This is a genomic window from Streptomyces goshikiensis, assembly GCF_014650555.1.
GTDB classification, from domain to species: Bacteria; Actinomycetota; Actinomycetes; order Streptomycetales; family Streptomycetaceae; genus Streptomyces; species Streptomyces goshikiensis.
In genome coordinates this window covers 64,571-79,773 of record NZ_BMVE01000020.1, presented here as the reverse complement: position 1 = coordinate 79,773, position 15,203 = coordinate 64,571, and the positions used below count along the sequence as shown (strand labels likewise).

Here is a 15,203-nt window from a genome sequence, read left to right as displayed (position 1 = left end):
TCGAAACCGGTCTTGGACAGCACCGCAGCGCCCGAGGTGAAGTGGTGCCAGGACGCCGGGCAACAGGCCCGCCGCGCCGACCCCCGCCCAACGCTTCAGGAGCCCGCACATGTACGCACACCCCGACGACCTCCACCGCGCCCGCTCCGTCGGCGCCAACGCCCCGGCGGAGTTCGCCGCGTGGGTCGCCTTCCAGAAGGCCGTCGACCGGGAGGACGGGGCGGTGCCGCGCCGCTACCGCGAGCTGATCTCCGTGGCGGTCGCGCTCGTCACCCAGTGCTCCTACTGCCTGGACGTACACACGGCCGCCGCCCGCCGCCACGGCGTAACCCCCGAGGAACTGGCCGAAGCCGCCTTCGTGACCGCCTCCGTACGCGCGGGCGGCACACTCGCACACGCTTTGCTCGCCGACCGTCTCTACGAACAGCACACCCACTCCTCGGCCCCCGCCCACGGCTAGGCCGATGGCGGCGTCACCGCGCCGACCAGGCCATTTGTCAGGTGCGCCGGGGAACCGTCCGACTCTCCCGATCGTCGGTTACGGACGTGACTGAAGTGACGCCCATGCTTCCTGCCGACCACCGCCAACTGATCTCCGACCTGTGCGGGATCGTCAGCGACTACCGCTACGTCGATCCCGAATCGGCCCTCTCCCTCCTCGCCGACGACGCGGCTGAGGCGGCCCTCGGCCGCGACGCCGGCCCGGAGGGCCGCCGGGAGCGGACCGGGTACACGATCCTCCTGCATGCCACCTGCTGGTACGTCTGCGCACGCGTCTTCAGCAAGTCCCTGTTCGCGTCGTACATACAGGCCCTGGACGGGTTCCGTGCGCAGTTGGACCGGGCCTCCTGCACCTGCCCGGCCGACGCCCACCCCGCGCAGCTGGACTCGGAGTACCAGGTCGAGGCGGGGGTGAGCATGCTGACCGAGGCCGGACGGGCCGCGTTCGCCGAGGACGGCGATCTCGACGAGGAGGAGTCGGCGGTGTTCGACTGCGAGGGCTTCCTCGCGGACCTCGCCGACGAGGCCCTGGGCCGCTTGCGCGAGGCGCACCAGGAGCTCTTCGGCAGCGTCGACGTCTCCCATCTGGACGCGCGGTTCATCCTCGACGACGGCCGCCTCGACCTCGTCGCCATGCAGGAGGCGATCAGCCGTAGCTGGGAGGACAACACCGGCCCGGTCGCCCTGTGGTCCGCCCGGCGCTGGCTCACCGGACAGCTGCGGGACGAGGAGCGGATCGGCCTGTTCCTGTGCCTGTGGATGGGCATCGCCCAGACGTACGAGGGTCTGCCGCCCTCGTACACCCGCGACTTGGCCACAGCGCTCGCCACCATCGACCTGGACGTCTCCTGCGGCCATCCGCAGCACCCCTGGTCCACCGCCGAATCCACCGTGCAGTCCCGCTACCGCGCGGTGGTCCACCTGTACGCGCCGCAGGACCACCCCGACACCCCCGTGCCCGCCGAACTCGCGGCCCGCGAGCTGTGGGAGTGCCCGGTGCAGTACGCCCAGTTGGCGCGGACGGCGCTGGAAGACCTGGAGGGATGGCGCACCATGCGCGGCGGCAACGACGAGGACTGGGAGGACTGAGCGGTCCGGGCCGCTTCGGCGCCCGTACGTTCCGCGGCCGGTTAGTCTCGGGGTATGCGGATCTCCGTTTCCTCGGACATGGACGAACCCGTGGCTCGCGCGCTCCTCGGGCAGCTGCGCGACCGCGGACACGACGTGGTGGCGTACGGGGCGCTGAGCCCCGGCGACGATCCGCAGTGGGCGGCCTGCTCGGAGGCGGCGGCCCGCGAGGTCGCCGCCGGAAACGCCGACCAGGCCGTCGTGTGCTGCTGGACCGGTACGGGCGCGTCGATCGCGGCGAACAAGGTCCCCGGGGTACGCGCGGCCCTGTGCACGGACGCCTACACGGCGGACGGTGCGCGCCGCTGGAATGACGCCAACGTGCTTGCGCTCAGCCTGCGCCTGACCTCGGAGCCCCTGCTCAAGGAGATCCTCGACGCGTGGTTCGCCGCCGAGGCGAGCGCGGACGCCGAGGACCGGGAGAACGTGGCACGCGTCGAACGGCTCGACAACACCAGAACCACATCCTGAGCGCAGACAGTGGCGTCGGTGGGGTGGGGTGGGGTGGCTCGCTTCCGGCACCGCGCCCGGGTCCGCTCACGGCCCCCGTCGCCGGAGTGCCGTCGGCGAGCGGTAGCACTGTCAATGCCTATGGGTTCGGGGAGCCGGCGGCCGGGCTGATCGTTTCTTCCTACTCCGCACGGATGACGTCATGTGTCCACGCCCGGACCCCCGGGGAGTAACGGGCCGACGAGATGAGGTGCGGCATCGTGTGGGAACGGATGCGCCCGCCGCGGGTCCGCGGCGTCCGGGAGCGGGCTGCACGCGCCGCGGCAGGGGCGGCCCCCGGCGTGTGGCAGCCGGCCTCGGACCTGCCGTACGCGGGGTTCTGGGCGCAGCCGGCCGATGCGGCGGCCGTACTCGGCAACGACGACGTGCTGATCGCGGGCGGCGAGGACGGGCGGCGGCTGCCGACCGACAGGAGCGCGCTCCTCACCCCGTCGACCGGAGTCTGGACGTCCACGCCGCCGCTCGGACAGGCCCGCCGGCTGCACACCGTGACGCGTCTCGTGAACGGCCAGGTGCTGGTGGTCGGCGGGCTCGGCGCGGGCCCCGGAGCGCCGCCGGCGGGGCTTGCCTCGGCCGAGCTGTACGACCCCGGAAGTGGTGGCTGGACCCCCGTCGGCGGACTCGGCGAGGGGAGGTTCTCGCACTCGGCGACGGCCCTGACGGACGGCCGCGTTCTCGTCGCGGGCGGCTGTACGGCCCGCGACGACCACTCCCTGCGCACCCTGCGTTCCGCCGAGTTGTACGACCCCGACAGCCGGCGGTGGACGCAGGTGCGCGCGCCGATGACGGACGCCCGGTTCGGGCACCCGGCAGTGCGGCTCGCGGACGACCGGGTGCTCCTGGTCGGCGGGGCGCTCGCCGTGGGGCAGGGAAGCTACACGGCGCTCGGGCACTGCGAGCTGTTCCACCCCTCCGACGCGACCTGGACGCCCACCGGCACTCTGGCCACGGCTCGCAAGGGTCACCAGGCCACCCTGCTCCTGGACGGCGGCGTGCTCGTCACGGGCGGCGACATGCAGGGTTTCCGGGACGAGGACTGGGCTTACGACCCGTACAGCCAGTGGACCACCGAGCGCTACGACCCGGCCGCGGGCACCTGGAGCGCCGACGCCCACATGCCGTGGGGACGCAGCCACCACCGGGCGGTGCGGCTGAAGTCCGGCGCCGTGCTCGTGCTCGGCGGCACGGACGACTCCTCGCTCGCCGTCGGCTTCCAGAACGCCGTGCTGTACGACCCGGGCGCCCGTGCCTGGTCGGCCGAGTTCCCGATGGTCGAGGGGCGCTGGGCTCCGGCCGCGGTCTCCCTGGCCGACGGGCGGGTCCTGGTCATGGGCGGTCTCACCCACTCCGGCGCGGCGGCGCCGGTGCCGGGCGAGGACCGGATCACCGCCACCACCGAGACGTACACGCCCTGACCGGCCGCCACGGCCGACGCACGCTGCGAGAGGAGCCGAATTGCGCGACCTGCTGGCCGGCGGAGCAGGCACTACGAGGGATCCGGCACGGCGTGCCCTCGCCGTACGGGCCGCCGCGGGCGGCTGGACGGCCGCCGGGGAACTGCCGGTGCGCCTGGTCTACTGGCACGGCCAGTACGAGGGGCCGGTCACGCTCAAGGACGGCCGGGCCCTCGCCGCGGGTGGCGCGGGGACCCTGCTCCTCTCCCTGGACGATTCCGTCGCATACGACCCCGGCCCTGGCACGTGGACGGCGACGGGCCGCCTGCTCCAGGGCCGGCGCCTGCACTCCCTCACCGCCCTTCGCGACGGCCGCGCGCTGGCCGCCGGGGGCGTTCCCGGGCGGCAGGCCTTTCCCCAGCCGACGATCGACCACGCCGAGTTGCTCGACCCCGCCAGCGGGACCTGGCGGGCCACGACGCGGATGACCGAGGCACGGGGCGGGCACTCGGCGACGGTGCTCGGTGACGGACGGGTGCTCGTGGCGGGCGGTCAGCGCCCGCGTTCCCGCCAGGGCATGCTCACCCTCGCCACTGCCGAGGTCTTCGACCCGGTCCACGAGACCTGGTCGGCGACGGGCTCCATGACCGCGGCCCGGTGGGACCACGTCGCGGTCCCGCTCCCCGGCGGCCGCGTCCTCGTCGTGGGCGGGCTGGTCAGCACCACGCGGTACGGCGCCGGCGCGGCGCTCGGCCTGTGTGAGGTCTACGACCCGGCGAGCGGGACCTGGGAGCCGACCGGCTCGCTCCGTGCCGCCCGCGCCGTGCACCAGGCCGTGCCCCTCCCGGACGGCTCCGTGCTCGCGATCGGGGGCGAACCCGGCCGTGCCGCGGACGATGCCCGCCTCCACCCTTACAGTCTGGCGAGCACGGAGATCTACAGCGTCACGACCGGCGTGTGGCGCCCGGGTCCGCCCCTGCCCTGGGGGCGTGCCCTTCATCGGGCGGTGCCGACCGCGGACGGGGTGCTGGTTTTCGGCGGAACCGACAGCGCCTGTCTGGACGTCGGGTTCGCGAGCACGCTGCTCTGTGCGGACGGTGCCCGACACTGGGCGCCCGCCGCTCCCCTGGTCACCGGCCGCTGGGCGTTCGGGGCGACCGTGCTCGGCGACGGACGGGTCCTCGCGGCGGGCGGCGTCTCCCGAGCGGGCGCGGCCGCTCCCAGAACCGACGAGGACGTCCCGGCCCGCACGGCGGAGGTGTTCACGCCATGAGCCGGGGACAATGGGCCCCGGCCGGCGAACTGCCCTGGGAGCGGAACCTGTTCGGCGCGGTGAGCCCCGCCGTACGGCTCGCGGACGGCCGCGTCCTGATCGCAGGCGGGGCCGACGGCCGGCTCGCCGCCCAGGACGGGACCGCGCTCTTCGACCCGCGCGACGGCGTGTGGACCGGGGCCGCGCCGCTGCGGGAGACCCGGCAGATGCACACGACCACGGTGCTCGCCGACGGGCGCGTGCTGGTCGCCGGCGGCTGCGGGGGTCCGGTCAGCTTCCCGGCCCGGGCGCTGGACAGCGCCGAGGTGTACGACCCGGTCCGGAGGAGCTGGTCCGACGCGGGGCGGATGGGGCAGGCGCGGTGCGGACATTCCTCGACCCGGTTACCGGACGGCCGGGTGCTGGTGGCAGGCGGCACCGCGGCCCGTTCCCGCGACAGCGAGCGCTCCCTCACCTCGGCCGAGGTCTTCGACCCGGTGTCGGGGCACTGGACGCCGACCGGCCCGATGCTCGACGCCCGCTCGCTCCACCCGGCGGTCGCACTGCCCGGCGGCGGTGTGCTCGTCGCGGGCGGCTGGGCGGCGACGCGCCGCGACTGGCGGGGCGGCGCCGGACTCGCGTACTGCGAACGGTACGACCCCACGAGCGGCCGCTGGACCCCGACGGGCGGCTTCTTTGCGGCACGCGCGGGACACCGGCTGACGGTCCTGGCCGACGGAACGGTACTCGCCACCGGCGGGGGCGACCCGGACGCCGGCTCCCAGGGCCGATTGGACCCGTACAGCCGCGCGACCACCGAGCGCTACGACCCCGCGACCGGGGCGTGGAGCCGGGAGGCAGACATGCCCTGCGGCCGTGCACTGCACCAGGCCGTGCGCCTGCCGGCCGGCGACGTGCTGGTCATGGGCGGCACCAACGACGTGCTCGGGGAGGCCGGTTACCGCAGCGCCGCGCGCTACGACCCGCGCTTCGGGACCTGGTCCGAGGAGCCGGGGCTGGCGGTGGGGCGGCTCAGTTTCGCCGCGGCCGTCCTCGCCGACGGCCGGGTCCTGGTCGCGGGCGGGGCCGAGCGGACCGGACCCGCCACGGCCTCGGGCGGCTACTTCCAGCTCACCCGCACCAGCGAGCTGTTCACCCCGTAGTTCGTCACCGTCCCCACCGCACGGAGGAGTTCCGCCATGACCGAAGCGACCGCCGGCCCGCCCGATTCCGCCCCGCCACCGGTGCGGCGCCTGGTCACCGGCACCGTCACCGACGAGGGGCGGCCGGCCACCGCCGGGACCCGGGTCGAGCTCGTCTCCCGGCGGGTGCGGTCCACGAACCGGCTCGGGGAGACCCGGACGGGCAGCGACGGCCGCTATCGGCTGGAGTACGAGCCGCCGGCCGAACCCGCCGGACTGGTGGTGCGGATCTCGTCCCCCTGCGGCAGGTCGGCCGAGGTCTCCTGCCCGGCGCCCCGCGCCGAGGAGGTCCTGGACGCCGTCCTGCCCGCCGACCCGCGCAGCGAGTACGCCCGGCTCCTCGCAGCGGTGACGCCGCTGCTCGACGGCGCCGATCCTGCCGAACTCACCTCCGAGGAGGCGGGGTTCCTCGGCCACGCCGCCGGCACCGATCCGGAGTACGTCCGCCACCTCGCCTCGGCCGCCCGGCTCGCCGCCGCCACCGGCCGGTCGCCCCAGCTGTTCTACGGTCTGCTGCGCCGGGGCCTGCCGGAGGATCTCGGTGAGCTCGCCCTGCGGCGTACCAGTGCCGTACGGGACGCGCTCGCGGCGGCCGTCGAGGCCCGCCTCATCGATGCGGTGGAGGGGGCCGAGGCGCTGGTCGCCGCCCTACGCGCCCGCCATCTCGGCGCCGACGGCTTCGAGGGCGCCGACGGCTTCGGCGGCGAGGCGCCGCCACCCGCCCTGGCCCGCCTCTTCTCGATCACGATCACGGATCCGGAGGTACGGCAGCGGCTGTTCTCCGCCCACCTCGACCACGACGGCCCCGAGGACACCGCCCACCAGGCCCTCCTCGCCGTCGACGCGCCGACCGTGGCGACCGAACGCATGTGCCTGGCACTTGAGTTGAGCCGGGTGGCCGACGGGCATCCCGAGCTGGTGGGCGCGCTCCTGGACCGCTTCGACAGCGGAGAGCTCTCCCATCCGCGCGAGCTCGTACGGCTCGACGGGCATTGGGAGGGCCTCGTGGCGGAGGCCGGCGGCCCGCCCCACGCCAGTCCGGCGGCCTTCTCACCCGCGGAGTACGCCGACGAACTGCGCTCCCGGGTCGAGCGGATCCACCCGACCGCGTACGTGGCCCACCGGCTCGCCACCGCCCCGGAGCCGGACAACGCCGCCGCCCGTTTCCTCGCCGTGAACCCGGACTTCGACCTGGTGAGCACCCCGGTCGACGCCCGCAGTGTGCCCGATGAGGAGGCGCGGCCCGAACTGGCCGCCATCCAGCGGGTGTACCGGGTGGCCCCGCGCTTCGAGGCGATGCGGGCGCTGCGCGACCAGGGGTTCTCCTCCGCCGCCGTCATCGCGGGGCTGGCCCGGGACACCTTCACCGCGCGGATGGCCGAGCACCTCGATGAGGGAGAGGCGCACGCGGTGCACACGCGGGCGCTGCGGGTGCACGCCGCCGCCGTCAACCTGGTGGCGGACCTGCGGACCGCCGGACAGTTCGAGGTGCCGTGGCTGCCCCGGGTGGAGGAGCGGACCGATCTGGTCCCGGACTGGGTCGAGCTGTTCGGCTCCGCCGACCAGTGCGCGTGCCAGGAGTGCCGCACGCTCTACAGCCAGCCCGCCTACCTGGTGGACCTGCTGTACTTCCTCAAGCGGGCTCCCAGCTCGGGCACGATGGGCGAGCTGGGCGAGAGCCCGATGGCGGACACGCTGTACTCCCGGCGGCCGGACCTGTGGCACCTGAAACTCAGCTGCGACAACACCAACCTCATGCTCCCGTACGTCGACCTCGTCAATGAGGTACTCGAGAACGCCATCTTCCCGGACCCCGCCACCGGGGACGCGCTGCGGCAGAGCAGCGGCGACTCCGCCCACCTGCGGATCCAGCCGCAGTGGACCAATCACATCGCCTACAACCGACTGGCCAGCGCCTCGTACCCGTGGACGCTGCCGTACGACCTCTGGGCCGACCGCGCCCGAACCTACCTCGGGCTGCTCGGGGTGCCGCGCGCGGAGCTCATGGCCACGCTGCACCCGGCCGGCGCCGAATCCGTCGAGGTGGTCGCGGAGAGCCTGGGCATCACCATGGCCGGCCTGCGGATGATCACGCGCGAGACCACCGGGCCTTATTACACCCTGGCCTCCTTCTACGGCAAGCCCTCCGGTATGCCCCCGGCCCAGCTCCTGGAGTCGGTGTCGACGGTGCGGGCCATGCTCGACACCGCTCAACTCGACTACCCGGAGCTTGAGTCGGTGCTCGACACCCGCTTCGTCGACCCGGACCGCACCCTGGTGATCGAGCCGACCGACCCCGACCACCCCTGCGACACACGCCTGCTGCGGATCAACGGGCTGACCGCGGACACCCTCGACCGGCTGCACCGGTTCGAGCGCCTGCGCAGGGTGCTCGGCTGGCCGGCGCGCCGGCTCGACCGGGTCATCGCCACCTGTACACCGGGCGAGCTGACGGCCGCCACGCTGTCCTGCGTGGTCGCCGTCCGGCGCCTCTCCGACCGGCTCGGCCTGCCGGTGGAGCGGCTGCTGTGCCTGTACGGCCCGCTGGACACCCATCGGTACCGCACGGGCGACGACCTTCCGCTGTACGACCGCCTGTTCCTCGACGACACCGTGATCGCCGCTTTGCCGGACGGCCGCAACCCGTTCACGCTGAACGCGTTGCGCACCGAGGTCGAGGCCGCGGGCGATCTGCGGTCCTATCCCGTATCGGCCGCCCTGCTCGGGAGCCTGGAGGTCACGGACACCGAACTGAACGCCCTCGTCTCAGGGCCGAGGGCCGTCGTCGCGGACACGCGCCTGACCCGCGCCAACCTCTCCTCGCTCGTGCGTACGGTGACGCTGGCCCGCGCCGTCCGGCTGCCGGTCGCCGACCTGCTGCGACTGTTCGAGCTGCGCGGCGGCAGTCCGCTGCGGCCCGGCGGACAGCCGGCGGACGGCGACGGGACGGCGCGCGGCAGCGGCGAGACGGAACTGCCCGCCGGCCGGCCCGTACGGCTGAGCCCGTCACCGGTCGGGGACCCCGGGCGCAAGGAGTCGTCGGTGGGCGCCGGGGGTGCCGTGGGCGAGCCGCCGGCGGCCGGGGACCCCGCGGCGTCGGTGCGCGCCTCGCTCGCGGAGACGGCCCGGTTCGCCGACGAGGTGGAGTCGATCCTGGCCGGCGGCCTGACCGTCGCCGAGGCCGACGCGGTACTGACCGCGACGACCGGCCCCGAGGGCTCGCTCGTACCGTCCGATGCCACCCTGGGCTCGGTGCTCAGCGCACTGCGCTCGGCCCTGCGGGCCGTGTACGAGCAGACCGCGCAGACCGCAGACGACAAGGGTGCGCTGACGGGCCGGCACCTCTCCCTGCTGGGCTGGGAGCCAGCCCGGGTGGAGGAGGCGGTCGCCACCTTGCTCGGCACCGCCGTGTACTGCGCCCCGGTCGCCAACGACGTGGGTTCCCGCCCGTATCCCCCGGGTCTTCCGGTGCGCTTCGAGCCCGGTCCGGACGGGCAGGGTACGCTCCGGTTCACCGGGCCGATGACGCTCGACCAGAAGGAGCGGATGTACGCCCTGGGCTCCGGCGAGTTGTGGGGGATCACCGTACGGACGCTGTTCTCGGCCCCCCGGCAGTTCGTGGCCACGCAGATGAATGCCTTCCGGATCCCGGTATACCGCACCCCTCTCACGGCCATGCCCGCTGATCTCGTCCTGCCGCCGGGGCTGGTCGGCAAGGTGTTCCACGACCCCTCGGCCCTGACGCTGTGCTCCCGTGGCCACCGCAGCCAGGACGAGATCGAGGCGCTGGCCGCCGCGTCCGGCGAGGAGGACTTCCAGCGGGCGGCGCGCCTGCTGCAGGGTGCACAGAGCGAACCGGTCGAGCAGGAGAACCGGTTCCTGGACGAGTCGCACGCCGGCGCCCTGTTCGACCACCCGCTGGCCCCCTCCGACCGCTTCCCCCTCGTCCTGTCGGTCCTTCTGCCGGAGCTGCGCCGACGGCTCAGCGAGACGACCGTGAAGCTCCAGCTCGGCCAGGCGGCCGGTCTCGACGCCATCGCGGCGGACGCCCTGCTCGGAACGTGGCTGCGGTCCCTGTCCGGAACGGGACCGCTCGTCCTCGACTTCCTCGCGCCCTGGTACGTCGGCAGCGACGAGGCGGTGTCCGTCACCCGCACCGGCTTCCCGGTCCAGTTCACGGCCCTGGCGCTGCTGCACCGGGTCGCGCTGGCCCTGTCGCGGCTGCGGGTCACGGGAGAGGAGCTGGCCTGGGTGATCGGACACGCGGCGGGCGCCGGCTGGCTGGATCTGGCGGCGCTGCCCCCGTCGCGGGTCGAGGGCGCCCCCCCGCTGTACCGGCCGTTCGTCCGGCTGCTCGATCTGCTCGCCCTGCGCGACGCCCTACCCGGCGGCTCGGCCACGCTCGGGGCCGTACTCGCCGCGGGACGCGGCCCGGGAGCGTCCGGGTACCGGGTGTTCGACGCGCTGAGCGAGCGCACCGGCTGGAACCGGGACGACCTCGAAGTGCTGTGCGCGGGCGGCATGCTGGAGATCACCGTGCCGGGCGAGCTCGCGGACGAGCGGGGCCTCGGCAAGCTGCGGGCGGGCGTCGCACTGCTGCACAGGCTGGGGGTGTCGGCGGCTCGTGCGGGCGCCTGGATTCCGTCGGTGCTGGCGATGGACATCGTGCAGTCGACGATGATGGCTGCGAGGGCGCGGTTCTCGCCCGAGGACTGGCTGACCGCCGCCGTTCCGGTGGCGGACGCGCTGCGCGAGCGGCAGCGGGCCGCGCTGGTGTCCTACCTCGTCGCGTACCCGCTGACCACCAGTGTCGGATTCCCCTATTGGAACGACGTCAACGGCCTGTTCGACCACTTCCTGCTCGACGTCGAAATGGGCAGCTGCCGGCTCACGACCCGGATGGCGCAGGCGATCTACACGGTCCAGCTGTTCGTCCAGCGGGTGCTGCTCGGCCTGGAGGTCCGGGTGCGCCCCGGTGACGACGACACCTGGGAGCAGTGGGAGTGGATGAAGCGCTACCGGCTGTGGGAGGCGAACCAGAAGGTCTTCCTGTATCCGGAGAACTACTTCCAGCCCGATCTGCGCGCCGACGCCTCCCCGTTCTTCACCGGCCTGCGCAACGAGCTGACGCAGAAGGAGGTGGTCGGCGACAACATGGAGGAGGTCTACCGCAACTACGTCGACCGGCTCGACTCGGTGGCCCGGCTCCACCCCTGCGGCATCCTCCACGACCTGTCGACCGGCACGGAGGTGGCCCATCTGTTCGCGTGCACGGATTCGGTACCGCGCACCTTCCACCACCGCCGCTGGATCAAGAACAGGACCACCTGGACGCCCTGGGAGAAGATCGAGCTCGACATCGACACCCCGGCGCTGGTCCCCGTGGTGTGGAACAAGCGCCTTCTCCTGATGTGGCCGACGTTCGTCAAGGTGGGGGACCACAAGGCGATCACGACGCTGCCCGTCGAGGGCAAGAACGAGACGGCGATCGACGCGCCGGACCCCTACTGGAAGATCCAGCTCAACTGGACCCAGTACGCCAACGGCACCTGGCAGCCGAAGCGGATCACACAGGACACGATCACGACGCTCAAGTGGCCGCAGCGTCTCGCGGAGGACGAGGCCAACCCCTTCCACACCACGGGCCCCTACCGCTTCTACCCGCAGATCGACCCCGTGGGCGGGGAGCTGACGGTGTGGAGCGTCCACAACTTCGCCAGTTACGTCAACCCCGATCCCGAGAGGGGAACCGTCTCCGGGGCCTTCCGGTTCGGCCCGCGCACCGGCGCGGTGGACACCGTGCCGACGCTCTTCGTCCACGAGGGCGACCCCCGGCACGACAGCCGGGGCCAGAGGTTCATCGCGCCGACGGACACGCAGAACATCAACAACGAGTTCGTCCAGAACCACCCCGCGAACCTGCCGCCCGACTACCGCGACCGGGTCCACCTCCCCGAGCTGTTCGAGTTCAAGGGCAGCGTCCCGGTCCTTGAGAACCCGCTCGGCACCGCGCGTTTCCGGCTACAGCTGCCGGTGGCCTACGCCTCACCCCTGGGGTGGCTCTACGACTCGGTCGCCTTCACCGACGGGGCGCGCACCTACCACGTCGCTCCGGACCTCCGGCCGGGTCCGACCGTGCTGAGGTTCGCCCCGATGTACCACCCCCACATCGACCTCTTCCAAAGCCTGCTCAACCGCGACGGTACGCGTGCCCTGCTCGACCGGTCCGTCCAGCTCGCCCCAGGCGCGCAGTGGCCCCTGTTCGACTTCCGGTCCTACGCCCCCACGAGTCTGGTGTCCTCGGACTACCCGTCCGAGACCGAGGTGGACTTCACCCCGGGGGGCACGTACGCCGACTACAACTGGGAGCTGTTCTTCCATATCCCGCTGCTCATGGCGCAGCGGCTGAGCGCCAACCAGCGCTTCGCCGAGGCGCAGCAGTGGTTCCACAAGATCTTCGACCCGACCTCGCGGTCCGGCGGAGAGTCGCCTGCGCGTTACTGGATCACCAAGCCGTTCTACCTGCAGAAGGACTACCAGCGGCAGCGCATCGAAGAGATCCTCACCGCCCTCGCACGAGGTGACGAGGGCGAGCGGCGCCGCGTCGAGGAGTGGCTGGCGCATCCGTTCCAGCCGGACGTGGTCGCCAAGTTCCGCACGACCGCCTACCAGAAGGCGGTGGTGATGCGGTATCTGGACAATCTGATCTCCTGGGGCGACCAGCTCTTCCGCGAGGGAACCCTGGAATCCGCGAACGTCGCGGCACAGATGTACGTGCTCGCCGCCGAACTCCTCGGGCCGCGGCCCGTGACCGTACCCCCGCCGAACGAGCCCGCGCCGCTCAGCTACGCCGAACTGCGCGCACGCGGTGCGGCGGCGCCCGATCCGGTGACGGCGGCCGAGCACCTGATCCCTCCCGGCGGGACCGAGCCGCCGCCGACGAGGATCTCGCCCGGTCTCGGCCTCGGCTGGCTGGCCTACTTCCGCATCCCGCCCAACGAGAAGCTGCTCGGCTACTGGGACACGGTCGAGGACCGGCTGTACAAGATCCGGCACTGCCAGGACATCGAGGGCGTCCAGCGCGCGTTCGAGCTGTTCGGCGCCCCGATCGACCCCGGCCTGCTCGTCGGCGCCCTGGCAACGGGGGCCGACCTGGAATCCGTGGCACAGGACCTCGGCGGGCCCCTCCCCCACTACCGGTTCACCACCATGGTCGCGAAGGCCCGGGAGTACACCGCCGAGGTCAAGTCCTTCGGCGCGCTGCTGCTCGCCGCGCTGGAGAAGCGGGACGCGGAGGCGCTGGCCCGGCTGCGCTCCAGCCACGAGACCGCGCTGCTCGACGCGGTACGGGAAGTGCGCAGCGTCCAGGTCACGGAGGCGGCCCACACCGTGGCAGCGCTCCGGCAGGCCCGCACCGGGGCAAAGAAGAGGCAGGACTACTACGCGACGCGCCGGAAGATGAACGCCGGGGAGAAGACTCATGAGGTCCTCAGCGGCCTGGGCATCGGCACCCAGTCCATCGCCGCGGCCATCGACATGACGGTGAGCGTCATGCGCCTGCTTCCCGAGCTGAAGCTCGGCTCGCCGACGACGATCGGCGCGACCTGGGGCGGCACCAACCTCGGCGAGGCGCTCAAGGGACTGTCGGGCTCGCTCTCCCAGATCGCCGGCACCTTCCACTCCGGGGCCGCGCTGGCCGCCACGCTCGCCGGCTACGAGCGGCGCTCGGAGGAATGGGAGTTCCAGAAGGGCCAGGCCGACTCGGAGATCGCGAACCACGACGCCCAGATCGAGGCCGCGGTCCTGCGCCACGAGATCGCCCGGCGGGAGCTCGCCAACCACGACCTCCAGGCCGCCCACACCAGGGAGGCGGACCGCTTCCTCCACGACAAGTACACCGGCCAGGAGCTGTACGACTGGATGGTCGGTCAGCTGTCCACCTCGTACTTCCAGGCGTACCAGCTCGCGTACGAGACGGCCAAGCGGGCCGAGCGGGCCATGCGGTACGAGCTGGGCGCCGACGGCCCGCCTCTCGTGCGCTTCGGGCACTGGGACACGCTGCGCAAGGGCCTCCTCGCGGGCGAGCGGCTAGGGAGCGACCTGAACCGGCTCGACGCCGCGTACCTCGCCGCGAACGCCCGCGAGTTCGAGCTGTCGAAGTCGGTGTCTCTCGCCCAGATCGACCCGAACGCCCTGCTCACGCTCAAGGAGACCGGCAGCTGCTACGTATCGCTTCCGGAGGCTCTGTTCGACCTGGACACGCCCGGCCACTACCTGCGGCGGATCAGGACGGTGAGCTTCACCGTGCCGTGCGTCAGCGGCCCGTACACCAGCGTCAACCTGACGGCCACCCTGATGCGCAGCAGTGTGCGGACCGACCCCCGGCTCCCCGGGAACCGCTATGCGCGGCAGACGCCCGACGCCCGGTTCCGGGACTACTCGGGGCCGGTCCAGTCGGTCGTGACCAGCACCGGCCAGGACGACAGCGGACTGTTCGAGACGAATCTGCGCGACGAGCGCTTCCTCCCGTTCGAAGGGGCGGGCGTCATCAGCGAGTGGAGGCTCTCTCTGCCGCAGGAATTCCGGCAGTTCGACTACGAGTCGATCGCCGACGCGATCATGCACCTGAGGTACACGGCCCGGGACGGCGGGTCCGGCTTCGCCGACCGGGCCACCCTCGAACTCCGCGACGGCCTCAACGGCTGGCTCCACGCGCACGGCGGCAAGGGCCTGATGCGAACGTTCAGCGCCCGGCGCGAGCTCGGCGACCAGTGGTACCGGTTCGTGAGCGGAACCACCCCGCAGCTGCGGTTCGCGGTGTCCAAGCGCTGGTTCCCCCGCCTGTTCGGCGGCGGCGACATCAGCCTCGCCGACCCGCAGATCGTCCTCGTCCTCTCCACGGATCTCGTCCCCGACGGGAGCAAGCGGTACGTGGACTGCTACCCGGACGGGGCCGGCGACCTGACCGTGACGCTGGCACTCCCCGCGGGGGACACCGTCCCGGCCCCGCTCACCGCCGACCCTCAGCTGAACGGACAGCCGCGGGCGGTCTTCGACACCGAAGGGCGGGTCGCCGAGCACGACGAGGACTGGGTGGTGACGATGCCGCTGGAAAACCTCGACCCCCGGCTGCGGAGGGACGGCGGGCTGAATCCGGACGCGGTGGTGGACCTGCTGCTGGTGTGGCAGTACGGGGTGACGCGGGCGTCGTAACGG

7 protein-coding genes are annotated in these 15,203 nt (G+C 72.8%); all 7 read left to right on the top strand.

The features are described 5' to 3' along the window. The first annotated feature begins 109 nt into the window (after positions 1–109). Positions 110–460, top strand: coding sequence for a carboxymuconolactone decarboxylase family protein (locus IE248_RS34870; RefSeq protein WP_008736700.1), 351 nt, complete (start codon positions 110–112; stop codon positions 458–460). Between the two features lie 104 nt (positions 461–564). Continuing rightward, positions 565–1,590 (top strand): hypothetical protein, encoded by a 1,026-nt coding sequence (locus IE248_RS34865; protein WP_229895751.1) that lies wholly within the window; start codon positions 565–567, stop codon positions 1,588–1,590. 54 nt (positions 1,591–1,644) lie between these two features. Beyond that, positions 1,645–2,100, top strand: a complete 456-nt coding sequence (locus tag IE248_RS34860; protein WP_190032832.1) for an RpiB/LacA/LacB family sugar-phosphate isomerase — start codon at positions 1,645–1,647, stop codon at positions 2,098–2,100. Positions 2,101–2,420: 320 nt separating this feature from the next. Continuing rightward, positions 2,421–3,554: a Kelch repeat-containing protein gene (locus IE248_RS34855; protein WP_190032831.1), complete on the top strand. Its 1,134-nt coding sequence runs from the start codon at positions 2,421–2,423 to the stop codon at positions 3,552–3,554. 40 nt (positions 3,555–3,594) lie between these two features. Next, positions 3,595–4,806, top strand: coding sequence for a Kelch repeat-containing protein (locus tag IE248_RS34850; RefSeq protein WP_190032830.1), 1,212 nt, complete (start codon positions 3,595–3,597; stop codon positions 4,804–4,806). Next, positions 4,803–5,948, top strand: a complete 1,146-nt coding sequence (locus tag IE248_RS34845; RefSeq protein WP_190032829.1) for a Kelch repeat-containing protein — start codon at positions 4,803–4,805, stop codon at positions 5,946–5,948. Before IE248_RS34850 ends, IE248_RS34845 begins: the two co-directional genes overlap by 4 nt. A gap of 36 nt (positions 5,949–5,984) precedes the next feature. After that, positions 5,985–15,200 carry a Tc toxin subunit A-related protein gene (locus IE248_RS34840; RefSeq protein WP_190032828.1) on the top strand — a complete coding sequence of 3,072 codons (9,216 nt, stop codon included), beginning with the start codon at positions 5,985–5,987 and terminating at the stop codon, positions 15,198–15,200. The last annotated feature ends 3 nt before the right edge of the window (positions 15,201–15,203 follow it).